Here is a 23,837-nt window from a genome sequence, read left to right on the forward strand (position 1 = left end):
CCGAGGTCGGCGAGCAGGAAGGCGCGCAGCCGCCCGCCCTCCTGGACGGCCTCGTCGATCGCCTCGGTCAGGCGCAGGGCGTCCTGGACGTCCTCCGCCCACAGTTCGGCGCCCGGCCCGGCGAACGCCGGCCGGTCGGGCCCCTGGAGGTGGACGGGGACGGCGGGGTGCAGGGCTTGGGCGAGGGCGCGGCGCAGCACGCGGACTTCGTCGGCGCTGAAGGCCATGCCGCCGCGCGATCCGTGTGGCGTAGGCATGGGCTGACACTACGTGAGGAATATCCGATTTGTCGGTAACGTCGCGCCGAACCACCCACGTTCGGCCCGGCGAAGAAGCCTTTCGCCGCCACCTGTAACGCCGTCGGGGGGCCACCTGGTCATCCAGGTGTCAGGGGAGAACGAGCGAGGGGGCCGGGCAGGATGCAACCGGACGGTCAGGGGAAGGCGGCCCGGGGCGGGCGGCGGGACGAGGAATTCCAGGCCTTCGCAGCCGCCCGCGCCAGACCGCTCTACCGGTCGGCCTGCCTGCTCACCGGCGGGGACACCCACCTCGCCGAGGACCTGGTGCAGGAGGCGCTCGGGCGGGTCTACGCCCAGTGGCACCGTACCTCGTGGTTCGGGGCCAAGCGCCGGATCGACAACCCGACCGGGTACGCGCACACCGTGCTGGTCCGGGCCTTCCTCTCGCACCGCGGCCGCCGCTCCAGCGGCGAGCGGCCGGTCGACGAGGTGCCGGACGGCGCGGCCCCGCAAGGGGACCCGGACCTGCGGCTGGCCCTGGTGGACGCGCTCGGACGGCTCGCGCCCCGCGACCGGGCCGTACTGGTCCTGCGCTACTGGGAGGACCGCAGCGTCGAGGAGACCGCGGCCGTCCTGCGGCTCACCCCGGGCGCCGTCCGGACCCAGTCCCACCGCGCGCTCGGCCGGATCCGGACGGTGCTCGGCGACGGCATCGGCGAACTGGCCGGGCGCTGAAGCCGCAGGGCCGCCCATTCGTCACGTCAACTCATATGGTAGAGAGGTTGGTTCAGCATGTCCGCAGAGCACGACTTGCCCGACGAGCGGTTCGAGCGGGCCTTCACCGAGGCCCTCGGCCGGGCCGGCGGGGCCTACGACACCGACGGCACCCGGCTGGTCGACACCGGCTGGTCGTACGGCCGCCGGCTGCGCCGCCGGCGGCGGGTGGGCACCGCGGCGGGCGCCGCCGCCCTGGCCCTGGCCGGGGTGGGCGGCGCCGCGCTCGGTGGCCTGCTGCCCGGGCCGGGCGCGGCGTCGGGCGGTACGGCGTCGAGCCACCCGTCCGCCGCCCCGGTCTCCGGCCCCGAGTTCCTGCGGATGCTCACCGAACTGCTGCCGCAGGGGGCGGTGACGGTGGGCGAGGCCCGGGGCGCCGAGGGCGGCAGCCCGCAGCTGCGGCTGGTGCTGGACGACGGCCACGGCCCGGTGCAGTACCTGTTCTGGATCATCGAATTCGGGGGCAAGGGGGCCGACATGGACTGCCCGGCCGGCGTGCCGACCGAGCTGCCGGCCGGGCAGCCGACCGCGGACGCCTGCTCCTCGTCGGTCCTTCCGGACGGCACCCGGCTGACCGTCTACCAGGCCGGCACGCGCAGCGGCGAGCCGGAGGGGTCGAAGGCCTGGTCCGCCAAGCTGGCCGGGGACGGCTACCAGACGATGCTCCAGGAGTGGAACCGCAAGCCGTTGGAACAGGGCACCCCGATCACCCGGGCCGACCCGCCGCTGACGCCGGAGCAGCTCGCCGCGGTGGTGAAGGACCCGCGCTGGAAGGAGGTCGCGGCGGCGATCAAGGACTCGCGGGCGGGGAAGCCGACCCCGGGAGCGACCCTCCCGCTGTCGTCGCCGTCCGGGATGACCCTCCGGCCGGCTCCTCCCCTGCCCCTCCCCGGGGAGTCCGCGTGGAGCGGCATCGTGTACCCCTACGCGGGGCCGGCGTCGGGACCGGTCACGCTGCCCGCCTTCCCGGCCCCCGGAAGCTGAGCGCCGCTCAGCCGGCGGCGGGCCGGTTGCGCTCGTACACCAGGCGCAGGCCGATCAGGGTCAGCCAGGGCTCGTGCACGTCGATGGTGGTGGCCTCGCCGAGGACGAGCGGGGCGAGACCGCCGGTGGCGATCACCTGGACGTCGTCCGGGTCCTTGGCGAGCTCCCGGGCCATCCGCTCGACCAGGCCGTCGACCTGGCCGGCGAAGCCGTAGAGGATGCCGGACTGCATCCCCTCGACGGTGTTCTTGCCGATCACGTTGCGCGGGCGGGCCAGCTCGATCTTGCGCAGCTGGGCGCCGCGGACGCCGAGCGCCTCGACCGAGATCTCGATGCCGGGGGCGATCGCCCCGCCGACGTAGTCGCCGCGCGCGTTGACGGCGTCGAAGGTGGTCGCGGTGCCGAAGTCGACCACGATGCACGGGCCGCCGTACAGGTGGTTGGCGGCCAGTGCGTTGACGATCCGGTCGGCGCCGACCTCCTTGGGGTTGTCCATCAGGACGTGCACCCCGGTCTTCACGCCGGGCTCCACGATCACCGCGGGGACGTCGCCGTAGTAGCGGCGGGTCACCTCGCGGAGCTCGTGGAGCACGGCGGGGACGGACGAGCAGATCGCCAGGCCCTCCACCGCGGCCTCCCGGACCGCGGTGTGGTTGCCCATCAACCCCTGCAGCAGCACCGCCAGTTCATCGGCCGTGCGGCGCGGATCGGTGGAGATCCGCCAGTGTTCCACCACGTCCTCGCCGTCGAACAGGCCGAGCGTGGTCTGGGTGTTGCCGACGTCGATGGTGAGGAGCATGGGGCGCTTTCTGCGAGTCGGGACGGGTCTGTGCTCGACCGCTGACGGTCAGGCGCGCAGGTCCAGGCCGATGTCCAGGATCGGCGAGGAGTGGGTGAGCGCGCCCACGGCCAGGTAGTCGACACCAGTCTGGGCGACCTCGCGCGCGCTGGCCAGGGTCAGTCCGCCGGAGGCCTCCAGCTTCGCCCGGCCGGCCACCAGCGCCACGGCCTCCTTCAGCTGACCGACGGTGAAGTTGTCCAGCAGGATCAGGTCCGCCCCGGCCTCCAGCACCGGCGGGATCTGCTCCAGGGTGTCCACCTCGACCTCGACCGGCAGCTCCGGGTACGCGGCCCGGACGGCCCGGAAGGCCTCGGCCACGCCGCCGGCCGCGACCACGTGGTTGTCCTTCACCAGCGCGGCGTCCGAGAGCGCCATCCGGTGGTTGGCCCCGCCGCCGCAGCGCACCGCGAACTTCTCCAGCGCGCGCAGGCCAGGGGTGGTCTTGCGGGTGTCCCGGACCACCGCGCCGGTGCCCTCCAGGGCGTCCGCCCAGGCGCGGGTCGCGGTGGCGATACCGGACAGGTGGCAGAGCAGGTTGAGCGCGCTGCGCTCGGCGGTCAGCAGGTCGCGGGTGCGCGAGCGGACGGAGAGCAGCACCTGGCCGGCCTCCACCCGGTCGCCGTCCTCGACGTGCCGCTCGACCTCGAACTCCTCCTCGCAGATCAGCGAGACGACCGCCTCGGCGACCCGCAGGCCGGCCACCACGCCGGCCTGGCGGGCGGTGAAGTCGGCGGTCGCGACGGCCTCGGCGGGCACGGTCGCCACCGAGGTGACGTCCTCGCCGCCGGCCAGGTCCTCGGCCAGCGCCAGGGTGGCGATGTCCTCGACCTCGACCGGGTCCAGCCCGGCCTGCTCCAGCAACTCGGCCAGCTGCGGGTCCAGGCCGGTCTCGTAGCCCTCGCCGTCCCCGCAGGCGCAGCCGTCGCCGCAGCCGCCGGCCATCGGGAGTTCCTCGTGGGAGTGGGTCATGGTTCTACTGCTCCTCAGGGGTGCTGACCGGGCCGCCGGCGGCGGCGAGGGTGGTGATCAGGTGGCGCCGCCAGTGGGCGTCGTCGCGCTCGGGGAAGTCCTCGCGCCAGTGGCAGCCGCGGGTCTCCGCGCGCTGCGCGGCGGCCGCGACCAGGGAGGTGGCGACCAGCAGCAGGTTGGCGGCCTCCCAGGTCTCCACCCGGGGGTCGGCCGGCTTCTCCTCCGACACGTGCGCGTACGCCTGCTCGGCGATCAGGGCGAGGCCGGCCGCGGCGTCGGCCATCGAGGCGGCCGAGCGCAGCACGCCCGCTCCGCGCGACATCAGCCGCTGGATCTCGGCGCGCGCCTCGGAGGCGGGCAGCGGGACGGCGTGCGCCGACCGGGCGGCCTCGACGTCCACGGTGCGCTCGGGAAGTTCGCCGGCCCCGTGCCGCGCGGCCAGGTCGGCGGCGATCCGCTCGGCGAAGACCAGGCCCTCCAGCAGCGAGTTGGAGGCCAGCCGGTTGGCGCCGTGCACCCCGGTGCAGGCGACCTCGCCGCAGGCGTACAGGCCGGGGACGCTGGTGCGGCCGTGCGGGTCGGTGCGCACGCCGCCGGAGGCGTAGTGCGCGGCCGGCGCGACCGGGATCGGCTCGGTGACCGGGTCGATGCCGTGGGCGCGGCAGGAGGCGAGGATGGTCGGGAAGCGGCGCTCCCACATCTCGGCGCCGAAGTGGCGTCCGTCCAGGAACATGTGCTCGGCGCCCTGCTCCTGCATGCGCCGGGTGATCGCCTTGGCGACGATGTCGCGCGGGGCCAGTTCGGCCAGCTCGTGCTGCCCGAGCATGAACCGGACGCCGTCCGCGTCCACCAGGTGGGCGCCCTCGCCGCGCACGGCCTCGGAGACCAGGGGCTGCTGGCCCTCGGCCTCCGGGCCGAGCCAGAGCACGGTCGGGTGGAACTGGACGAACTCCAGGTCGGTGACGGCGGCGCCGGCCCGCAGCGCGAGCGCCACGCCGTCGCCGGTGGAGACCGCCGGGTTGGTGGTGGCCGAGAAGACCTGGCCCATGCCGCCGGTGGCGAGCACCACCGCGCGGGCCCGGACGGCGCCGACGCCGTCGCGCGCGCCCTCGCCCATCACGTGCAGGGTGAGCCCGGCGGCGTGGCCCTCGGCGTCGGTCAGCAGGTCGAGCACCAGCGCGTGCTCGATCAGCTCGATGGCCGGGTCGGTGCGGACGGCGGCGACCAGGGCGCGCGATATCTCGGCGCCGGTCGCGTCCCCGCCCGCGTGCGCGATCCGGTTGCGGTGGTGGCCGCCCTCGCGGGTCAGCAGGATCTCGCCGGCCGCGCCGCGGTCGAAGGCGGCGCCGACCGCGATCAGCCGGCGGACGGCGTCCGGGCCCTCGGTGACCAGGGTGCGCACGGCCTCCTCGTCGCAGAGCCCGGCGCCGGCCACCAGGGTGTCGTCCAGGTGCTGTTCGGGGGTGTCCCCCTCGCCCAGGGCGGCCGCGATGCCGCCCTGGGCCCAGCGGGTGGAGCCGTCGTCCAGCATCGCCTTGGTGACCACCATGGCCCGCAGGCCGGCCTTGCGGACGTTGAGCGCGACGGTGAGACCGGCGACCCCGGAGCCGACCACGACCACGTCGGTGGTGGCGGTCCAGCCGGGGGCCGGGGCGGTGAGGCGGTGCGTGGACATGGGTGGGTGGCTCCTTCAGCGCGAGGCGGCGTCGGCCGCGCCGTTGCCGTCACCGTACGCCCTGTCCCCCCGGAGCAGCCCGGTGCCCTCCTGGGCCTCGGCGGCGTCCCCGCCCAGGCCGGTGATCCGGTTCCGCTCGTCCACGAAGACGATCCTCGGCTCGTAGCCCTTGGCCTCGGCCGTGTCCATCTGCCCGTAGGCGATGAGTATGACGAGGTCGCCGGGGTGGACGAGGCGGGCGGCGGCGCCGTTGATGCCGATCACGCCGGAGCCGCGCGGGCCGGCGATGGTGTACGTCTCCAGCCGGGCGCCGTTGTTGATGTCGACGATGTGGACCAGCTCGCCGGGGAGCAGGTCGGCGGCGTCGAGCAGGTCCTCGTCCACCGTGACGGATCCCACGTAGTGCAGGTCGGCCTGGGTCACGGTGGCCCGGTGGATCTTGGACTTGAGCATGGTGCGGAGCATTGCGGGTCACGCCTCCTGTGAGTGCATGCCTGAAGGGGGGTGTTGCTGCGGGTGTCGCTGCCGGTGTCTCAGCGAACGATGATGCGGACGTTGTCGATCAGGCGGGTCGGGCCCACCTTCGCGGCGACGGCCAGCACCGCCTCGCCCTGGAAGTCGTCCGCCGCCTCCGAGAAGTCGTGCGGGTCGATCAGGGCGAGGTAGTCCAGGGTGACGCCCTCGGCGCCGTCCAGGGCGGCCGAGGCGGCCTCGCGGACGGCCTTCGGGCCCTGCGCGGCGGCGTCCCGGCCGGCGAACAGGGCCCTGGACAGGGCGAGCGCGTGGGCGCGCTCCTCCGCCGAGAGGTAGCGGTTGCGCGAGGACAGCGCCAGGCCGTCCTCCTCGCGGACGGTCGGCACGCCGACGATCTCGACGTCGAAGTCCAGGTCGGCGACCATCCGCTGGATGATCGCCAGCTGCTGGGCGTCCTTCTCGCCGAAGAACGCGAAGTCCGGGTCGGTGATGTGCAGCAGCTTGGCGACCACGGTCAGCACGCCGTCGAAGTGGCCGGGCCGGGTGGCGCCCTCGTAGCGCTCGCCCATCGGGCCGGCCACCAGGCGCACCTGCGGTTCGCCGTTCGGGTAGACCTCCTCGACGGACGGCGTGAAGACCACGTCGGCGCCGTTCTCCTCGGCCAGCCGCACGTCCTCGTCGAGGCTGCGCGGGTAGCGCTCCAGGTCCTCGCCCGCGCCGAACTGGAGCGGGTTGACGAAGACCGTCACCGCGACCCGGCCGTCCCGGCCGACCTGCTTGCGGGCAGCCCGGATCAGCGCGGCGTGGCCCTCGTGCAGCGCGCCCATGGTCATCACGACGGCGTTGTCCACCGGCTGCTCGTCCGGCCAGAACGCAGCCTCGAATTCGTCCACGGTGCGGGTGACGACGGCCCGGTGGACCTTCGGCGTCCGCTGGGGCTTGTTCGACTGCTTACCGCGTGCCATCTAGGGCTTCTCCTCGTTCAGTACGTCCAGCAGCGCCGCCGCCGACGTTTCGTCGATCGTCCCGTTGGCGAGCGCCCGCTGTGCGGTGGCGCGGGCCATCGCACGGTAGGCCGCCGGGATGTCCGGGGACACCGTACTGAGCTGCGTCAGGTGGCGCCGTACGGTGCCCGAGTCGCCCCGGGCGACCGGACCGGTGAGGGCCGCGTCGCCGGAGCGCAGGCTGTTGTCCAGGGCGGCGCCCAGCAGCGGGCCGAGCATCCGGCCCGGCTCGGCGACGCCGGCCGTGCGCAGCAGGTCCATCGCCTGGGCGACCAGGGTGACCAGGTGGTTCGAGCCGTGGGCGAGGGCGGTGTGGTAGAGCGGGCGGACCTCCTCGGGCACCCACTCGGGCTCGCCGCCCATCTCCACCACCAGGGCCTCGGCGACCGGCCGCAGCTCCTCGGGGGCGGTCACGCCGAACGGGCAGCCGGCCAGCCGGGCCAGGTCCACCGAGGTGCCGGTGAAGGTCATCGCCGGGTGCAGGGCCAGCGGCAGCGCCCCGGCCCGGGTGGCGGGCTCCAGGATGCCGACGCCGTGCGCGCCGGAGGTGTGCACCAGCAGCTGCCCGGGGCGGACGGCGCCGGTGGCGGCGAGGCCGCCCACCAGGTCGGCCAGCGCGTCGTCCGGGACGGTCAGCAGCACCAGGTCGGCGGCGGCCAGGACCTGCGGCGGGGTGACGATCCGCACGCCCGGCAGCAGCGCCTCGGCGCGGCGGCGGGAGACGGCGGACACCCCGGAGGCGGCGACCACGGTGTGCCCGGCGAGCTGGAGCGCCGCGCCCAGCGCGGGGCCCACCCGGCCGGTGCCGACCACGCCGACGGCCAGCCGGGCGGGCCGGTTGCCGGGGTCACCGGGGTCGCCGAACGGGGCGAACTCGCTGAAGTCGGACGAACTCATGTCCACCCTTGTCCTGAATGACCGTTCCGGTCCGCGACGGGTACCGGACGTACCGCCCCAGTGTACGGGCGCCGCCGCGGCCCGCCCGGGCCCGAGGTGGCTAGTCCGCGGCCCCGGCCCGGATCAGCCCGGCCTCGTACGCCAGGACCACGGCCTGGACCCGGTCGCGCAGGCCCAGCTTGGCCAGGATCCGGCCGACGTGGGTCTTCACGGTGGCCTCAGAGAGCACCAGCCGGGCCGCGATCTCGCCGTTCGACAGGCCCTGGGCGACCAGCAGGAACACCTCCCGCTCGCGCTCCGTCAGCGGGCCGAGGGCGTCGGAGCCGGGCGCGCTCTGCGGGGTGGGCAGCACCTCGGCGAAGCGGTCGATCATCCGGCGGGTGGTGGTCGGGGCGACCACCGCGTCCCCGCCGTGCACCGCGCGGATCGCGGCCACCAGTTCGGTCGGCGGGACGTCCTTGAGGAGGAAGCCGCTGGCGCCGGCCTTGAGCGCGGCGAAGGCGTACTCGTCCAGGTCGAAGGTGGTGAGGATGAGCACGTGCGGGGCGTTCGGCAGCGGGCTGCCGTCCTCGGCCAGGCAGATCCGGCGGGTCGCCTGCACGCCGTCCAGCCGCGGCATCCGGACGTCCATCAGGATCACGTCCACCTCGGTGTGACGCAGCTTCTCCAGGGCCTGCGCGCCGTCGCCCGCCTCGGCGGAGATCTCGATGTCGCCCTGTGACTGGAGGATCATCCGGAAACCGGTGCGCAGCAGTTCCTGGTCGTCGACGAGCATCACGCGGATGGTCAAGGTGGGACTCCTTGGAGGGGTGGACGGCGGACTGGGCTAGTGGGCCGCCTTGAGCGGCAGGACGGCGCGGATCCGGAAGCCGCCGCCGGGGCGGGGGCCCACGTCGAGGCTGCCGCTGACCATGCCGACGCGTTCGCGCATGCCGATCAGGCCGTGGCCGAGGCCGTCCGCGCCGCCGGCGGCCAGGTGCTCGTCGGTGCTGCCGCGCCCGTCGTCCTCCACCAGGACGGCCAGCTCGCGCTCGCCGAAGTCGACCGCGACCCGGGCGTGCACGTCGGGGCCGCCGTGCTTGCGGACGTTGGTGAGCGCCTCCTGGACGATCCGGTAGACGGTCAGCTCGACGCCGCGCGGCAGCTCGCGCGGCTGCCCGGAGGTGGCGTAGTCCACGTCGAGCCCGGCCGTGCGGACCTGCTCCAGCAGCTCCGGCAGCTCCTCGACGCCCGGCTGCGGCACGTACTCCTCGGCCTTGGTGTCGGCGGTGCGCAGCACGCCCAGCAGCCGGCGCATCTCGACCAGTGCCTGGCGGCCGGTGGAGGCGATCGTGCCGAGCGCCTCCTTCGCCTGCTGCGGGGAGTTGTCCAGGACGTACGCGGCGCCGTCGGCCTGGACGATCATCACCGAGACGTTGTGGGCGACCACGTCGTGCAGCTCGCGGGCGATCCGGGCCCGCTCGGCGGCGACCGCCACCTTGGACTGGGCGTCCCGCTCGCGCTCCAGCCGGGCGGCGCGGTCCTCCAGCTCGGTCAGGTAGGCGCGGCGGACCCGGGTCAGCCGGCCCCAGGCCCAGCAGAGGATGAACGGCGTGCTCATCAGCAGCGTGATCATCGCCGCCTCGCCGAAGCCGTACGGGCGGGTGTGGGCGTCGCCGGCCCCGTCGAAGACCGTCTTCACCGGCTTCATCTGCCAGAACACCAGCGGCCCGGCGGACAGGCCGGCCGCCAGGGCCAGTCGGGAGGTCCACTTGTGGCCGAAGGCGGCGCCCGTGTAGCCGAAGACCAGGTAGGCGATCGAGGAGAAGCCCGGTGCGACGCCCGCGATCACCTGGCCGACGCCGACGCAGGTGGCGGCGACCACCGTGAGGTCGGGGAAGCGCCGCCGGAAGACCATCAGCAGCGGCAGCAGCACCGCGAGCGCGATCGAGGCGTCGAAGCGCCAGCCCTCGTCGACGTTGGCCCCGTTCGGGAGCAGGCCGAAGAACAGCACGATCGCCGCCCAGGCGGCGTCGACCACCATGGGGTGACGGCGGAGCCAGGCGTTGAGTCGATGCACGTGTCCAGCGTAGGCAGTCGCCCGGTGTGCCAAGGTCCGCCAGTAGGGCGATCCGCCCTACTCCGTAGGTCGGAGAAGCACCTGATCCGATTGGGAGGGTCCTTCCCCCGCCGGGTAGCGTCCGGCCCCATGACTTGGATGCGGTGGGCGCCCGCCATGGAACAGGCCCTGTACGACCCCGGGCAGGGGTTCTACCGCAGGCCGGAGGGCCCGGCCGGGCACTTCCGCACCTCCGTGCACGCCTCACCGAGGTTCGCCCGTGCGGTGGCCCGGCTGCTGCTGGAGGTTGACGAGGCCCTCGGCCGTCCGGAGGAGCTGGCCCTGGTCGACATGGGGGCCGGGCGGGGCGAACTGCTCACCGGGGTCCTGGCCGAACTGCCCGCGCCGGTGCTGGCGCGGCTGCGCCCGTACGGCGTGGAGATCGCCGGGCGTCCGGCCGGCCTGCCGCCCACAGCCCTGTGGACGGACGAGCCGCCGCGCGGGGTGACCGGGCTGCTGTTCGCCAACGAGTGGCTGGACAACGTCCCGCTGGACGCCGGCGAGGTGGACGAGGACGGGGTGCTGCGCTACCTCGAGGTGGACACCGGGACCGGCGAACAGCGCCTCGGCGAGCCGGTCTCGGCGGCCGACGCGGCCTGGGCCGGCCGCTGGTGGCCGGCCGCGGAGCCCGGCGAGGTGGTGGAGTTCGGCGCTCCCCGCGACGCCGCCTGGGCGCGGGCCGTGGCCGGGCTGGAGCGCGGGCTGGCCGTCGCCGTCGACTACGGGCACACCGCCGGGCGGCGCCCGCCGTTCGGCACGTACGCGGGCTTCCGGGACGGCCGGGAGGTGGCCCCGGTGCCGGACGGCTCCTGCGACGTCACCGCGCACGTCGCGCTGGACTCCGCCGCCGTGCCCGGTCTCCACAGCCTGTGGACAACCCAGCGGGAGGCGTTGCGCGCGCTCGGCGTGAGTGGCGAGCGCCCGGCGCTCGCGCTGGCCTCCAGCGACCCGGCCGGCTACCTGCGGGCGCTCGGTGGGGCGGGGGAGGGGGCCGAGCTGACCGACCCGGGCGGCCTCGGCGCCTTCGGGTGGCTGGTGCAGGCCGTCCGCATGCCGGAACCGGTGAGCTTGGCGGGCCTGCCGGGATGGCAGACTCTGGGGGCATGAGGGAGACCACGGTCGGCATCGGGGCGGGAGCCGAGAACTTCACCGGCGCGGCGGGCACCACCGACATGGTGCTCAACATCGGCCCGCAGCACCCGGCCACCCACGGCGTGCTGCGGCTGCGGATGCTGCTCGACGGCGAGCGCATCGTGAGCGCCGAGCCGGTGATCGGCTACATGCACCGGGGCGCCGAGAAGCTGTTCGAGGCCCGCGACTACCGGCAGATCATCATGCTGGCCAACCGGCACGACTGGCTCTCCGCCTTCTCCAACGAACTCGGCGTCGTCATGGCCGTCGAGCGGATGCTCGGCATGGAGGTCCCCGAGCGGGCGGTGTGGATCCGCACCCTGCTCGCCGAACTCAACCGGGTGCTCAACCACCTGATGTTCCTCGGCTCGTACCCGCTGGAGCTGGGCGGGATCACCCCCGTCTTCCACGCCTTCAACGGCCGCGAGGACCTCCAGCACGTGCTGGAGGAGGCCTCCGGCGGCCGGATGCACTACATGTTCAACCGGGTCGGCGGCCTCAAGGAGGACCTGCCGGCCGGCTGGCTCGGCCGGGTCCGCACCGCCGTCGTCACCGTGCGCTCGCAGCTGCCGGTCTTCGAGGACCTCGTCCTCGGCAACGAGATCTTCCGCGCCCGCACCGCCGGCGTCGGCGTCCTCACCCGGGCGCAGGCCGAGGCGTACGGCGTCAGCGGCCCGATCGCCCGGGCCAGCGGCCTGGACCTCGACCTGCGCCGCGACGAGCCGTACCTCGCGTACGGCTCCGAGGAACTGCGGCAGGTGCTCACCGTGGTCACCCGCGAGGAGGGCGACTGCCTGGCCCGCTTCGAGTGCCTGCTGGAGCAGACCCTCAACTCGCTGGACCTCGCCGACGCCTGCCTCGACAAGCTCGCCGCGCTGCCGCCCGGCCCGGTCAACCAGCGGCTTCCCAAGGTGCTCAAGGCACCCGAGGGCAGCACCTACGCGTGGACCGAGAACCCGCTCGGGATCAACGGCTACTACCTGGTCTCGCGCGGCGACAAGACGCCGTGGCGGCTCAAGCTGCGCTCGGCGTCCTTCAACAACATCCAGGCGCTGACCGAGCTGCTGCCGGGGACGCTGGTCGCGGACATGGTGGCGATCCTGGGGTCGATGTTCTTCGTGGTCGGGGACATCGACAAGTAGGGCCCCGGGCCCGGCCTCGGGTTTCCGGGCTCCGGCCGACCAGGACGTCCGGTGGGCCGGACGCCCTGGGACCCCCGTCAGGCCTTCTTGGGCTTCTTGACCGGGTCGGCCGGGTGGGGGGCCACCTTGCGGTCGCCCTTGGTGGCGATCCGCTCCTCGCACAGCCGGGCCAGCACCTCGTAGCCGGCCCTGCCCATCAGCTCGGTGAGCTCGGGGCGGTAGCTGACGTACACCGGCTCCGCGCCCTGGTGGGCCGCCGGGGCGCCGGTGCACCACCAGTGCAGGTCGTGGCCGCCCGGGCCCCAGCCGCGGCGGTCGTACTCGCCGATCGACACCTGGAGGTAACGGGTGTCGTCGGGGCGGTCGATCCAGTCGTAGGTGCGGCGGATCGGCAGCTGCCAGCAGACGTCCGGCTTGGTCTCCAGCGGCTCGCGGCCCTCCTTGAGCGCGAGCGAGTGCAGGGCGCAGCCGGCGCCGCCCGCGAAGTCCGGGCTGTTCACGAAGATGCAGGCGCCGCCGACCCGGCGGGTCTGGCGGTCGCCGTCCTCGTCCAGCATGGTGATGCCGCCGTCGGACCTGATCCGGCCCTCGGCGTCGGTGCCCTCGGCGAAGTTCTCCCACAGCTCGGGGGTCAGCCGGGCCGCGTGCCCCAGGACGCGCTGCTCGTCGTCCTCGTCCGAGTAGTGCGCGCCCAGCGTGCAGCAGCCGTCCGACTCGCCCCGGCCCTCGCGGATGCCGTGGCAGCCCTGGCCGAAGACGCAGGACCAGCGGGAGGTCAGCCAGGTGAGGTCGCAGCGGAAGACCTGCTCCTCGTCGGCGGGGTCGGCGAACTCGACCCAGGCGCGGGGGAAGTCGAGCGGGACCTCGTCGCGCGGGATCTCGCGGCGCAGGGTCGGCATCGCGAGGTCGACGGGGGCGGGGGAGGCCTTGGGCTTCGCCTTGGCCTTCTTCTTGGACGTTTCTGCTGGTGCCACTCAGCAAGGGTAGAGCTTTCGGGGGTGGTGGCGCGGTGGCGGGACCGGTCGCGGTTCCGGGGGTGCTTCCGGCGGCGGTACCGGGGGCGGTTCCGCGGGCGGGGCGGATGGCGGGGCGGATGGCGGCCCCCGGCCGTGGGGACGTCGGGGTGAAGGCGGGGTGAAGAGGTCCGGAGGGGCGTGCGGTCGGGCCCGGCGGCGTGCCTAGGATGGCGGCCGGTCCGCTACGGGCCCGCTACGGGGAGGTACGGGGATGGCAGGCGGCAGCACCGGGGCGTCCGGCCGCGCGGGTGGGGAGTTCGTCCTCAGGCCGTGGGAACTGCACGGCGAGGGGCGGGAGTTCGAGAAGCTCGGCGGCGAACTGGCGAAGGCCGTCACCGCCCTGGAGGAGGGGCTCGCCGCGATCGGCGCGCCCTGGGGCGCGGACCAGCCGGGCAGCGGCTTCGCCACCGTGTACGGGCAGGCGCGCGGCGAACTCGTCGGCGGGCTGCGGGGGTTGGCCGGTCGGGTGACCGGGGTCGGGGCCGGGCTGCACACGATGGCCGCGCGGACGGCGGACACGGACAGCTCGGCGGCGAGCGGGTTCGGGGCCACCGCGGTGCCGGTGGGCCCGGGGGTGTCGGCTGGTTCGGGGGTGTCGGCGGTGACGTCCGCGGTGTACTCGACGGTGCCCGAGGCAACCCCGGGGGCCGTTCCCGTCGTCCCCGGGGACAAGTCGGTCTGACCGATCCGGCTCCAGGACGGACCGGCTCCAGGACGGACCGGCTCCGGGACGGAGCGGTCCGAGACGGACCGGTTCGAAGGCGGACCGGCTCGAAGGGGGAAGCGCGTGTCCAGGAAACTGCCCGAGGAACTGGCCCCGGTGCTGGCCAGGACCGGCCAGCAGTGGCCGCAGGCCGACGAGGAGGGCCTGCGCAAGGCCGCCGGGGTCTGGCGTGAGTTCGGCAAGGAGGCCGACCGGCTCACCCGGCGCTGCGGCGAGTCCGTCCGGCGGGTCACCGCCGACAACTCCGGCCACGCGGTCGAGGCCTTCGGCGCGTACTGGCAGGGCTTCAGCGGCGGCGGCAGGGGCCACCTGGACGACGCGCACAGCGCGGTCGGGCTGGTCGCCGGTGCCTTCGACACCGCCGCGCGGGCCGTGGACACCTGCAAGGCCGAGATCATCGTGACCCTGCGGCAGCTCGCCGCCGAGCTCCAGCAGGCCGAGGAGCAGGCGGCCAAGGCCAGGGAGGCGGCCGGCCGGGCAGCCGCGGCGGTCGACGGCGACCCGACGAAGAGCGGGGTGGTCGGCGGACTGGAGACCACCGTCGGCGGCCTCGCCACCAAGCTGAAGAACGCCGCCGCCGAGCAGGTCGCGGCGGGGGTGGCGGCCGTCGCCGTCGAGGCCGCCGCGCTGAAGATCGGCGGACTGCTCGCCGAACTCGGCCGCGCCATGAAGGACGGCCTGTCCGGCGCACTCAAGGAGCCCGCCGCCGTCGCCCTGCTGAAGCTCGGCACCGCGCAGGGCACGGGGATCACCGCCGCCTCGTACCGCGCCGGCGCGTTCGACCCGCTCGCCGCCGGACTGCCCGCCGCCCTCGGCGAACCCGGCGTGCTCGGCGCGGACGGCTCCGGGCTGGTCCTGCTCGCCGGGAAGGACGGCAAGCCGCTGGTCGGCGTACCCGGGCTCACGGTCAAGGTGGACGAGCACGGCAAGCCGGTCCTCGGCCCGGACGGGCAGCCCGTCATCCTGCGCGCCGACGGCACGCCGGTGGCCGACGCCGCCGGGCTGCTGGTCGTCCCCGGGCCGGACGGGAAGCCGGTGGTCGGGGTCGCGGACCTGGCCGTCCGGCTGGACGAGCACGGGCGGCCGGTGCTCACCGACGAGGACGGCAAGGCGGTCCGCGGGGTGCCGATCGCCGGGCTCACGCCCGGGGCGGACGGGCCGGGTGGCGACAAGCCCGGCAGCGACAGGCCGTCGGCGGGTGGGACGCCCGACGGGCCGGCGGATCCGAAGGTGCCGGGGGCCGTGACGGTGGCCTCGGTCGCGGTGGCGGACCCGGGGGCGGTGGTCGGCGGGCCGGATGTGGCGGTGGCGGCGGGCGCTTCGGCGGGTGCGGGCTCGGGTCCGGGTGCGGGCTCGGGTGCGGTGGCGGCTGGGGGCGGGGGTGGCCTCTGGGGCTCGGCGGGACAGCACCGGGCGGCGGGCGGCGGTGGCGGCGGTAACTCGGTGCCGTCGGTGCCGTCGGTGCCGTCCGGTGCCGCTCCGGTCCGGCAGGGCGGCGGGTCGGTGGGCTGGTCGGACGGGGACTACCCGCTCCAGGCGCCCGCGGCCTCCTCGCACGGCAGTGCGGTCGGGGGCGGTGGCGGCGGGCCGGTGACCGTACGGACGGACTCGGTGAGTGCGCCGGTCGCGCCCGTCACGGCGCCGTCCGCCGGCGGTCCCTCGCACGGCCCGGCACCGGAGGCCCCGCCGACGGTCCGGCCGGTCGTGGCGCCCGGGCAGTTCGCGGCCCCGGCGTACGGCGGCGGGTACGGCGGGCACGGCGGGTACCCGGTGCCCGGGCCGGTCGGCACCGTCGGGCCCGGGCCGCTGGCGGGCAGCGGCGGCGGGCCCGTGAACGTGGCGGCTCCGTTCGGCAGCGGCGTCGGGGCGGGCGCGTCCGGCAGCCCTGGGGGTGTGGTGGGCGGCGGTACGGCCGTCGGCGGGCCGCAGCCCGGCGCTCCGGGGGCCAGGACCCCGGCCGGCGCCGCGCCGAACCCGGTCGTCGGACCGCCGGTCCACGCCGCCCCGCCGCCTCCGGCCGCACCCCCGATCGTCGGGACCACCCCGGTGATCGGCCGGCCCGAGCCGCACCCGGGGGAGGCCCGGCGGCGGGAGAACGCGGCGGGCCTCGCCGACCCCACCCTCGCCTGGGGCGCGGTGCCGGTTGCGACCGCCCACGCGATGGCCCTCCAACTCGCGCTGCGGGCACGGCGCGGAGCCCAGCCGCAGGACCCGGCGGTCCGGCCGCGCAGCATCACCGACAGCCGACCGTACGGCCTGCCGGGCGGGCTCGGGCCGGTCGACCCGGAGCACCAGGCCGAGGTCGAACGCCGCATGCCCCGGGACGAGGACGGCCTGCCCGTCCGCCACCCCGACCCGGCGGTCGGCGGCTGGGCGGAGGTCGTCAACGACGGCGGCCACCGCGAGCCGGGCCGGGCCAACAACAGCCTGGAGATCGCCCTCTCGGCGGTCGAGTGCTACACCGGCCGCCCGACCTGCGCGGCCCCGCGCATCCCCACCGAGGGCGACGCAGGCGAACGCGGCGGCCGCGACCGCGCGGAACGCGAACTCGGCGCCCGCTTCCGGGACCTGGGCGACGGCGGCCCGGCCTTCGACCGCCTCGCCGACGACCTCCGCCGCGCCGGCCACGGCTCCCAGGCCGTACTGCTCACCCTCGACGCCTACGGCCGCCCGCACGCCTGGAACGCCGTCAACCACCAGGACACCGTCACCTACCTCGACCACCAACTCGCCCGCCAGGCCCCCACCCCCCTCCACCCCGCCACCCACGGCCTCTGGGCCATCGCCCTCACCCCCGAAGGCCGCCCCCTCACCCCCACCCCCTGACCCGCCCCCACCGGTAAGCCGCCCCCGACTCCCCGCGCCCCCACCCCGGCGGGAACCACGAGATCGGTGTCTCCCTTGATCAGGGTGTCCACCTGATCCATGACACTCCCACTTCTCGCGCAGGAGGTGGTGATGGGGGCGTAGGGTCGCGGGTCAGGTCGGGATGGGGCTGGGAGTGGACGGACGGGGTGGTCGGGTGATTGCGCGGGCGCAGGCGGTGGAGGCGGGGCACCGGTGGATCAACGGGGATCTGCCGCAGGGGGCCGGGGCGGTGCGGCGGGTGTGCACCCATGAGTTCGAGCTCGGCTGGGTGGTGTGGGCCGAGCCCGCCCGGGTGGTGGTGGATCCGCGGACAGGGGAGCGGCGGGCGCCCGAGGAGGTGGGGGCGGCCTGCGCCGTGGTGGACCGGGAGAGCGGACGGTTCACGGTGTGGCCCTCGGTGCCGGTGGACGAAGTGGTCGGGCTGTACCGGGACTTCGTCGGCGCGGGCGGCTACGACCCGACCCTCCCGCCAGCGACCGGCCGGGGTGCCCGGGCCGAGCTGACCTACCGGGACGGCACCGGCGAGGAGCGGTCGCTGGCCCTGCGTTCCGCGGCGGGCCTGCCGCACCCGGCACTGCGCGGCTGGTGGTGGCTGCGCGAGCAGGGCATCGCCGCCGGGGACGTGCTGGCCGTCCGGACCGACCTGCGGCCGAGCGCCCTGCCCGGCGGCTACTGGTCGTACGCGCTGGCCGCCGAACTGCCCCACGCCCGGATCGACTTCGAGCTCCCGTACGGCCCGCGCTTCGACCACCGGGCCGCCGCCGTACGGGCGCTGCCCGCGTCGCCGGACGGTCCGGCCCGCAACCGGGTGCCCTTCCCCCGCACGGTGCGCCCCGCACCCGACGAGCCCGACGCGGCGCTCGCCGCCCGGCTCGCGGAGCGGTTCGGCCCGGCGGGCGTCCAGCGCTTCGAGCCGGCCGACGTCGCCCGCGCCGAGCTGCCCGGGGACGCGGCCGCGCTGCTGCTGACGGTGGGCGTCCCGATGGCCGTGCCGGGGTTCTTCGCCCTGCACCACCCCGGGCCGGACGCGATCGTCGACGGCACCCGCCAGGGCGGCGTCCTGCCCCCGCTCGCCGGGCACCTGGCCGAGCTGGGCCGCGGCACCAGGGTGGCCGAGCGGGAGCGCCTGGCGCTCGCCGGGCAGCTGCTGCTGGGGACGGACGGCTGGGCGCTGCTGGCCCTCGACCCGGTGGCCGGAGCCGTCCGGGCGGTGGACCCGGACTACGCGACCGCCCGCCACTGCAACGCCGACCTGCGCGCCTTCGTCCGCTGCCTGGAGGTGTTCGCCGGCTGGTGGCCCGCTCTGCGCGGGCTCGACCCGGTGGCCGCCGGCGGGGCGGTGGACGCCCTGCAGCTGGCGCTGGCGGCGGTGGACGGCACGGTCTTCGCGGACCCGGAGAACTGGTGGGCCGTCATCGTGGAGCAGCTGTGGGACGGACTGCTGTGAGGGACGGACTGTGAGGGACGGCCCGCTGTGAGGGGCGCCCGGGGCCGGCGGCCCCCCGCTCCGCCGCCCGCCGACCGGTCCCGGACCAGCGCGACTACCGTCACACCCCCGCTCGGCGGCTCCCGGATCGCGTAGCGTGGAGAGTTATGCGACTCGGTGTGCTCGACGTAGGTTCCAACACGGTCCACTTCCTCGTGGTGGACGCCCACCCGGGCGCTGCTCCGCTGCCCGCGTACTCGCACAAGGCCGAGCTGCGCCTGGCCGAGCTGCTGGACGCGGACGGCGCGATAACGGAGGCTGGCATCGAGCGGCTGGTGGGCCACGTCGCCTCCTCGCTGCGGGTCGCCGAGGACAAGGGCGTCGTCGACATCCTCCCGTTCGCCACCTCCGCCGTGCGCGAGGCCGCCAACGGTGAGGAGGTGTTGCGCCGGGTGACCGCCGAGACCGGTGTCGAGCTGCGCGTGCTCTCCGGGCAGGACGAGGCCCGGCTCACCTTCCTGGCCGTCCGCCGCTGGTTCGGCTGGTCCTCGGGCCGGCTGCTCAACCTGGACATCGGCGGCGGCTCGCTGGAGATCGCCTGCGGTCTGGACGAGCAGCCGGACGTCGCCTGCTCGCTGCCGCTGGGCGCCGGCCGGCTGACCGCCCGCTGGCTGCCCGGGGACGTCGCCGACCCGGACGGGCTGCGCGAGCTGAGACGCCACATCCGGGCCGAGCTCGCCACGGTGATCGGCGAGATCACCCGGCTCGGCCCGCCGCGGCACGCCGTCGCCACCTCCAAGACCTTCAAGCAGCTGGCCCGGATGACCGGCGCCGCCCCCGCCGACGCCGGTCCGTACACCGACCGCCGGCTCACCCGCAGCGGGCTGGCCTCCTGGCTGCCCCGGCTGTCCGCGATGACCGTCGCCGAGCGCGCCCGGATCCCCGGCGTCTCCGAGGGGCGGGCCAAGCAGCTGCTGGCCGGCGCGTTGGTCGCCGACGCCGCGATGGACCTGTTCGGGCTGGAGGAGCTGGACGTCTGCCCGTGGGCGCTGCGCGAGGGCATCATCCTGCGCCGCCTGGACGCGATGGACGGCTCGGCCGACCGCCGCCGCCCGGCGCTCACCTCGTAAGCCGGGCGCGCGGCCCGTAGTCCGCGCCCCGGCCGCGCCAGGCGGCCGCCCGGCCCCCGTCCGCCCCGCCCCGGAGCCGGGGGCGCCCCGGAGGACCGCCGACCGCCCGGGCCCGGGACAACGTGCCGATGGTCACTGTGCCGGTCATCCCGTCCCGTTCGCCGCGTGCTCCGCTTACGCTGTCTCCCGTGGTGCAACCAGCGGACGAGGACGGAACGCAGGAGGGCCGCACTCCCGGGAACGGGCAGTCGCGGCCGGACGGCCCGCGCCGCCGACTCGGCAAGGCGGTCACGGGCGCCACCGCCGCCCAGGCCGCCAAGCAGGCCGCGAAGGCCGTCAAGGCCGCCCAGCGCACCGCGAAGACCGCAGCGGCGAAGACGACCGCCGCCACGACCGCCGCAGCCAAGACGGCGAAGACGGCCAAGACGGCCAAGACGGCGAACGCCGCGAAGAGGCCGAAGCCGGCCCCCGGGCACCAGCCCACCGCCGGGACCCCCGCCGCGCAGCAGTCCGCCCCGAAGGAGACCCGCACCGCCCGGGCCGCCGGCGCCGCCAAGGCCGCCGTCCAGTCCGTCCGCTCGGTCAAGGCCGCCAAGCGCGACGCCGCCCGCCCGCCGCTGCTGCGCACCACCGACCGGCTGGTGCTGCCCCGGCATCCGGCCCTGCACATCCCCGACACCAAGGTGGTGCTGTCCACCGCCTCCGTGTACCCGGCGAGTACCGCCGTCGCCTTCGAGCTGGCCGCCAAGCTCGGCTACGACGGGGTCGAGGTGATGGTCTGGAACGACCCGGTCAGTCAGGACATCGACGCCCTGCGCCGGCTCTCCGACGCCCACCGACTGCCCATCCTGGCCGTGCACGCGCCCTGCCTGCTGATCACCCAGCGGGTGTGGAGCACCGACCCGTGGACCAAGCTGGTCCGGGCCCGGGCGGCCGCCGAGAAGCTCGGCGCGAGCGCCGTGGTCGTCCACCCGCCGTTCCGCTGGCAGCGCCAGTACGCCCGGGAGTTCGTCGAGGGCATCAACCGGATGGCGGGCGAGACCGACGTCCGCTTCGCCGTCGAGAACATGTACCCGTGGCGCTACCGCGACCGCGAGATGCTCGCGTACGCCCCCGGCTGGGACGTCACCGACGAGGAGTACCGGCACTTCACGATCGACCTCTCGCACGCCGCCACCTCCCGGATCGACACCTTCGCCATGGTCGAGCGGATGGGCGACCGGCTCGCCCACGTCCACCTGGCCGACGGCAGTGGCTCCGGCAAGGACGAGCACCTGATCCCCGGCCGCGGCAAGCAGCCCTGCGCCGAGCTGCTGGAGCACCTCGCCCGCACCGGCTTCGACGGCCACGTGGTGCTGGAGGTCAACACCCGCCGCTCGGCCTCGCCCGCCGAACGCGAGGCCGACCTGGCCGAGGCCCTCGCCTTCACCCGCCTGCACCTGGCCACCCCGTCGCACGTGCGCTGAGCCGTCCGGCCGGAGCGGGTGCGAACCGCCGACCGCCCTGCTGAGGGAGAGAAGTGACGAACAGTCAAGATGGCAAGGAGAGCCGGGAGTTCAGTGGACTCCGCAACTTCCGCGAGCTGGCCGGGAGCTTCGGCGCGGTGGCCGCCGAGTACGACCGCGGCCGCCCCGGCTACCCGGAGGAACTGTTCGACGAGCTGGAGCGGTTCTGGGGCCGGGGGCTCAAGGGGGCCAGGGTCCTCGACGTCGGCGCCGGCACCGGCATCGCCACCCGCCTGCTGGCCGCCCGTGGCGCGGACGTCGTCGCCGTCGAGCCGTCCGCCGGGATGGCCGCGCAGTTCCAGGCCGTCTCCCCGCAGCTCCCGCTGGTCCGCGGCGGCGGTGACGACCTGCCCTTCCACGACCACTGCGCGGACCTGATCACCTACGCCCAGGCCTTCCACTGGACAAACCCCGGGCGGTCCGTCCCCGAGGCGGTCCGGGTACTGCGGCCCGGCGGGGCCCTCGCCACCTGGTGGAACCTCTTCGACGAGACCGTCCCGTGGGTGCGCGCCCGGGACGAGCGGCTGTCCGTCGAGCTGTCCGGCCGCTACCACGGCTACGGCCGGGTGGCCGACCTGACCGCCCCCTTCGCCGCCGCCGGGCTGGAGGTCCGCCGCACCCGGCTGCGCTGGCAACGGCGGGTGTCCGTCGAGCAGGTGGTCGACAACCTCACCTCGCGCTCCTACTTCGCCTCGCTGACCCCGGAGCGGCGCGAGCCGCTGCTCGCCGGCGAGCGCGCGGCGCTGCTGGCCGAGTTCCCGGACGGACAGGTGGTCGAGCCGTACGTCCTCGACCTCACCGTGGCCGTCGTGCGGCACTGAGCCGCCGCCCCGCCGCCTGCCCGCCCTGCCGCCTGCCCACCCCACGGCCTGCCCGCCCTGCCGCCTGCCCGCATCGCGGACGGACCGTCCACCCGGCCGGACGGCGGGCGTAGGCTCGGTATCCACAGCGGGCCCCGAACCCTCCCAGCAGCGGGGTGCCCGCGAGAGCCCCGAAGGAGTGGAGCACAGTGCCCGAGCTGAGGTCCCGTACGGTCACCCACGGTCGCAACATGGCAGGCGCCCGGGCGCTTCTCCGGGCGGCCGGCGTAGCCCGCGAGGACTTCGGCAAGCCGATCATCGCGGTCGCCAACTCCTTCACCGAGTTCGTCCCCGGCCACACCCACCTCCAGCCGGTCGGCCGGATCGTCTCCGAGGCGATCAAGCGGGCGGGCGGCATCCCGCGCGAGTTCAACACCATCGCCGTGGACGACGGCATCGCGATGGGCCACGGCGGCATGCTCTACTCGCTGCCCTCGCGCGACCTGATCGCCGACTCGGTCGAGTACATGGTCAACGCCCACTGCGCGGACGCCCTGATCTGCATCTCCAACTGCGACAAGATCACCCCGGGCATGCTGATGGCCGCGCTGCGCCTGAACATCCCGACCGTGTTCGTCTCCGGCGGCCCGATGGAGGCCGGCAAGGCCACCCTGGTCGACGGCACCGTGCGCAAGCTCGACCTGGTCGACGCGATCTCCCAGGCGGTCAACGAGAACGTCTCCGACGAGGACATCGCGATCATCGAGGAGAACGCCTGCCCGACCTGCGGCTCGTGCTCCGGCATGTTCACCGCCAACTCGATGAACTGCCTGACCGAGGCGATCGGCCTCTCGCTGCCCGGCAACGGCTCGGTGCTCGCCACCCACACCGCCCGCAAGGACCTGTACGAGCGGGCCGGGCGGACGGTGGTCGAGATCGCGAACCGCCACTACGGCCAGGACGACGCCTCCGTTCTGCCCCGGGCGATCGCCACCCGCGCCGCCTTCGAGAACGCCATGGCCCTGGACATCGCCATGGGCGGCTCGACCAACACCATCCTGCACCTGCTGGCCGCCGCCCAGGAGGCGGAACTGGACTTCGACATGCGGGCGATCGACGCCATCTCCCGCAAGGTGCCCTGCCTGTCCAAGGTCGCGCCGAACGGCTCGTACTACATGGAGGACGTGCACCGGGCCGGCGGCATCCCGGCCATCCTCGGCGAGCTGTACCGCGGCGGGCTGCTCAACGAGGACGTCCACACCGTGCACGCCGACTCGCTCGCCGAGTGGCTCAAGACCTGGGACGTGCGCGGCGGTTCGCCCTCCGCCGAGGCCGTCGAGCTGTGGCACGCCGCCCCCGGCTGCGTCCGCTCCGCCGAGGCCTTCTCGCAGTCCGAGCGCTGGGAGTCGCTGGACACCGACGCCGCCGGGGGCTGCATCCGCAGCGTCGAGCACGCCTACTCGGTCGAGGGCGGCCTGGCCGTGCTGTACGGCAACCTCGCCGAGGACGGCTGCATCGTGAAGACCGCCGGCGTGGACGAGTCGATCTGGACCTTCAGCGGCCCGGCCGTCGTGGTCGAGTCCCAGGAGGACGCGGTCGAGGCGATCCTGGCCAAGCGGGTCAAGGAGGGCGACGTCGTCGTCATCCGCTACGAGGGCCCCAAGGGCGGCCCGGGCATGCAGGAGATGCTCTACCCCACCTCCTTCCTGAAGGGCCGGGGCCTGGGCAAGGCCTGCGCGCTGGTCACCGACGGACGCTTCTCCGGCGGCACCTCTGGCCTGTCCATCGGCCACGCCTCCCCGGAAGCGGCCTCCGGCGGCACCATCGCGCTGGTCGAGGACGGCGACACCATCGCCATCGACATCCCGGGCCGCCGGATCTCCCTGGAGGTCCCGGACGAGGTCCTGGCCGAGCGCCGCAGCGCCCTGGAGGCCTCGGGCGGCTACCGGCCGAAGAACCGCGACCGCCAGGTCAGCCAGGCCCTGCGCGCCTACGCCGCGATGGCAACCTCCGCCGACAAGGGCGCCGTCCGCGACGTCTCCAAGCTGGGCTGAGCCCGTACGGGCCCGTACGGGGCACCTCGTACGGAACGAGGAGGAGCCGTCCCGCCGGCCGGGACGGCTCCTCCGCCGTGTGCGGC

20 protein-coding genes and 1 pseudogene are annotated in these 23,837 nt (G+C 75.1%); 11 read left to right on the forward strand and 10 right to left on the reverse strand.

All coding sequences use genetic code 11. The features are described from left to right. Positions 1 to 257, reverse strand: a pseudogene (locus ACWDBE_RS28185) (hypothetical protein); the annotation flags it as partial. 162 nt (positions 258 to 419) lie between these two features. Here ACWDBE_RS28185 and ACWDBE_RS28190 point away from each other — a divergent pair. Together ACWDBE_RS28190 and ACWDBE_RS28195 are read left to right on the forward strand one after the other, a co-directional pair. After that, positions 420 to 974, forward strand: coding sequence for a SigE family RNA polymerase sigma factor (locus ACWDBE_RS28190; RefSeq protein WP_449790998.1), 555 nt, complete (start codon positions 420 to 422; stop codon positions 972 to 974). A 57-nt stretch (positions 975 to 1,031) separates the two neighbouring features. After that, on the forward strand, positions 1,032 to 1,997 hold the full coding sequence (locus ACWDBE_RS28195; protein WP_449809454.1) for a hypothetical protein: 966 nt from the start codon (positions 1,032 to 1,034) through the stop codon (positions 1,995 to 1,997). A gap of 7 nt (positions 1,998 to 2,004) precedes the next feature. Here ACWDBE_RS28195 and ACWDBE_RS28200 read toward each other — a convergent pair whose 3' ends face one another. The 8 genes from ACWDBE_RS28200 to ACWDBE_RS28235 form a co-directional block, all read right to left on the reverse strand. Beyond that, positions 2,005 to 2,796, reverse strand: coding sequence for a type III pantothenate kinase (locus ACWDBE_RS28200; RefSeq protein WP_224283786.1), 792 nt, complete (start codon positions 2,794 to 2,796; stop codon positions 2,005 to 2,007). A gap of 48 nt (positions 2,797 to 2,844) precedes the next feature. Then, positions 2,845 to 3,807, reverse strand: a complete 963-nt coding sequence (nadC, locus tag ACWDBE_RS28205; protein ID WP_449791000.1) for a carboxylating nicotinate-nucleotide diphosphorylase — start codon at positions 3,805 to 3,807, stop codon at positions 2,845 to 2,847. 4 nt (positions 3,808 to 3,811) lie between these two features. Continuing rightward, positions 3,812 to 5,482: an L-aspartate oxidase gene (locus ACWDBE_RS28210; RefSeq protein ID WP_449791001.1), complete on the reverse strand. Its 1,671-nt coding sequence runs from the start codon at positions 5,480 to 5,482 to the stop codon at positions 3,812 to 3,814. Positions 5,483 to 5,497: 15 nt separating this feature from the next. Further along, positions 5,498 to 5,947, reverse strand: a complete 450-nt coding sequence (gene panD, locus ACWDBE_RS28215; RefSeq protein ID WP_392867777.1) for an aspartate 1-decarboxylase — start codon at positions 5,945 to 5,947, stop codon at positions 5,498 to 5,500. A 68-nt stretch (positions 5,948 to 6,015) separates the two neighbouring features. Beyond that, on the reverse strand, positions 6,016 to 6,921 hold the full coding sequence (gene panC / locus ACWDBE_RS28220; protein ID WP_449809455.1) for a pantoate--beta-alanine ligase: 906 nt from the start codon (positions 6,919 to 6,921) through the stop codon (positions 6,016 to 6,018). Further along, complete coding sequence (locus tag ACWDBE_RS28225) at positions 6,922 to 7,857, reverse strand: Rossmann-like and DUF2520 domain-containing protein (RefSeq protein WP_449791003.1); 936 nt, start codon at positions 7,855 to 7,857, stop codon at positions 6,922 to 6,924. Positions 7,858 to 7,957: 100 nt separating this feature from the next. Next, on the reverse strand, positions 7,958 to 8,647 hold the full coding sequence (locus ACWDBE_RS28230) for a response regulator (RefSeq protein WP_392867770.1): 690 nt from the start codon (positions 8,645 to 8,647) through the stop codon (positions 7,958 to 7,960). 36 nt (positions 8,648 to 8,683) lie between these two features. After that, positions 8,684 to 9,916, reverse strand: a complete 1,233-nt coding sequence (locus tag ACWDBE_RS28235) for a sensor histidine kinase (protein ID WP_449809456.1) — start codon at positions 9,914 to 9,916, stop codon at positions 8,684 to 8,686. A gap of 129 nt (positions 9,917 to 10,045) precedes the next feature. Here ACWDBE_RS28235 and ACWDBE_RS28240 point away from each other — a divergent pair, with 129 nt between their 5' ends. Beyond that, complete coding sequence (locus tag ACWDBE_RS28240; RefSeq protein WP_449791005.1) at positions 10,046 to 11,062, forward strand: SAM-dependent methyltransferase; 1,017 nt, start codon at positions 10,046 to 10,048, stop codon at positions 11,060 to 11,062. Next, positions 11,059 to 12,228, forward strand: coding sequence for an NADH-quinone oxidoreductase subunit D (locus ACWDBE_RS28245; RefSeq protein ID WP_449809457.1), 1,170 nt, complete (start codon positions 11,059 to 11,061; stop codon positions 12,226 to 12,228). Before ACWDBE_RS28240 ends, ACWDBE_RS28245 begins: the two co-directional genes overlap by 4 nt. Positions 12,229 to 12,305: 77 nt before the next feature. Here the strand turns inward: ACWDBE_RS28245 and ACWDBE_RS28250 are convergent, their stop codons facing one another. Beyond that, the gene (locus ACWDBE_RS28250) at positions 12,306 to 13,127 is read right to left on the reverse strand and encodes a hypothetical protein (RefSeq protein WP_449791047.1); all 822 of its coding nucleotides are present in this window, start codon (positions 13,125 to 13,127) and stop codon (positions 12,306 to 12,308) included. A gap of 328 nt (positions 13,128 to 13,455) precedes the next feature. On the opposite strand from ACWDBE_RS28250, the gene ACWDBE_RS28255 reads away from it, so the two are divergent. The 7 genes from ACWDBE_RS28255 to ilvD all read left to right on the forward strand — a co-directional run bounded on the left by ACWDBE_RS28255 (position 13,456) and on the right by ilvD (position 23,751). Continuing rightward, positions 13,456 to 13,926 carry a hypothetical protein gene (locus ACWDBE_RS28255; protein ID WP_449809458.1) on the forward strand — a complete coding sequence of 157 codons (471 nt, stop codon included), beginning with the start codon at positions 13,456 to 13,458 and terminating at the stop codon, positions 13,924 to 13,926. Between the two features lie 105 nt (positions 13,927 to 14,031). After that, on the forward strand, positions 14,032 to 16,794 hold the full coding sequence (locus ACWDBE_RS28260; RefSeq protein WP_449809459.1) for a toxin glutamine deamidase domain-containing protein: 2,763 nt from the start codon (positions 14,032 to 14,034) through the stop codon (positions 16,792 to 16,794). Between the two features lie 196 nt (positions 16,795 to 16,990). Then, on the forward strand, positions 16,991 to 18,283 hold the full coding sequence (locus ACWDBE_RS28265) for an SUKH-4 family immunity protein (protein WP_449791009.1): 1,293 nt from the start codon (positions 16,991 to 16,993) through the stop codon (positions 18,281 to 18,283). Between the two features lie 146 nt (positions 18,284 to 18,429). Continuing rightward, complete coding sequence (locus ACWDBE_RS28270; protein WP_449791010.1) at positions 18,430 to 19,392, forward strand: Ppx/GppA phosphatase family protein; 963 nt, start codon at positions 18,430 to 18,432, stop codon at positions 19,390 to 19,392. A 662-nt stretch (positions 19,393 to 20,054) separates the two neighbouring features. Next, positions 20,055 to 20,858: a sugar phosphate isomerase/epimerase family protein gene (locus tag ACWDBE_RS28275; protein ID WP_449791048.1), complete on the forward strand. Its 804-nt coding sequence runs from the start codon at positions 20,055 to 20,057 to the stop codon at positions 20,856 to 20,858. Between the two features lie 53 nt (positions 20,859 to 20,911). After that, entirely contained in the window at positions 20,912 to 21,718 is an 807-nt protein-coding gene (locus tag ACWDBE_RS28280; RefSeq protein ID WP_449791011.1) for a class I SAM-dependent methyltransferase, read from the forward strand. Positions 21,719 to 21,906: 188 nt separating this feature from the next. Next, entirely contained in the window at positions 21,907 to 23,751 is a 1,845-nt protein-coding gene (gene ilvD / locus ACWDBE_RS28285) for a dihydroxy-acid dehydratase (protein WP_449791012.1), read from the forward strand. The last annotated feature ends 86 nt before the right edge of the window (positions 23,752 to 23,837 follow it).

The organism is Kitasatospora sp. NPDC001132, from assembly GCF_053598415.1.

What these genes read in the sequence shown, in the direction of transcription:
- ACWDBE_RS28190 (WP_449790998.1), top strand. Translation starts at nt 420, where the DNA reads ATGCAACCGGACGGTCAGGGGAAGGCGGCCCGGGGCGGGCGGCGGGAC.
- ACWDBE_RS28195 (WP_449809454.1), top strand. Translation starts at nt 1,032, where the DNA reads ATGTCCGCAGAGCACGACTTGCCCGACGAGCGGTTCGAGCGGGCCTTC.
- ACWDBE_RS28200 (WP_224283786.1), bottom strand. Translation starts at nt 2,796, where the DNA reads ATGCTCCTCACCATCGACGTCGGCAACACCCAGACCACGCTCGGCCTG.
- nadC (WP_449791000.1), bottom strand. Translation starts at nt 3,807, where the DNA reads ATGACCCACTCCCACGAGGAACTCCCGATGGCCGGCGGCTGCGGCGAC.
- ACWDBE_RS28210 (WP_449791001.1), bottom strand. Translation starts at nt 5,482, where the DNA reads ATGTCCACGCACCGCCTCACCGCCCCGGCCCCCGGCTGGACCGCCACC.
- panD (WP_392867777.1), bottom strand. Translation starts at nt 5,947, where the DNA reads ATGCTCCGCACCATGCTCAAGTCCAAGATCCACCGGGCCACCGTGACC.
- panC (WP_449809455.1), bottom strand. Translation starts at nt 6,921, where the DNA reads ATGGCACGCGGTAAGCAGTCGAACAAGCCCCAGCGGACGCCGAAGGTC.
- ACWDBE_RS28225 (WP_449791003.1), bottom strand. Translation starts at nt 7,857, where the DNA reads ATGAGTTCGTCCGACTTCAGCGAGTTCGCCCCGTTCGGCGACCCCGGT.
- ACWDBE_RS28240 (WP_449791005.1), top strand. Translation starts at nt 10,046, where the DNA reads ATGACTTGGATGCGGTGGGCGCCCGCCATGGAACAGGCCCTGTACGAC.
- ACWDBE_RS28245 (WP_449809457.1), top strand. Translation starts at nt 11,059, where the DNA reads ATGAGGGAGACCACGGTCGGCATCGGGGCGGGAGCCGAGAACTTCACC.
- ACWDBE_RS28250 (WP_449791047.1), bottom strand. Translation starts at nt 13,127, where the DNA reads ATGCCGACCCTGCGCCGCGAGATCCCGCGCGACGAGGTCCCGCTCGAC.
- ACWDBE_RS28255 (WP_449809458.1), top strand. Translation starts at nt 13,456, where the DNA reads ATGGCAGGCGGCAGCACCGGGGCGTCCGGCCGCGCGGGTGGGGAGTTC.
- ACWDBE_RS28270 (WP_449791010.1), top strand. Translation starts at nt 18,430, where the DNA reads ATGCGACTCGGTGTGCTCGACGTAGGTTCCAACACGGTCCACTTCCTC.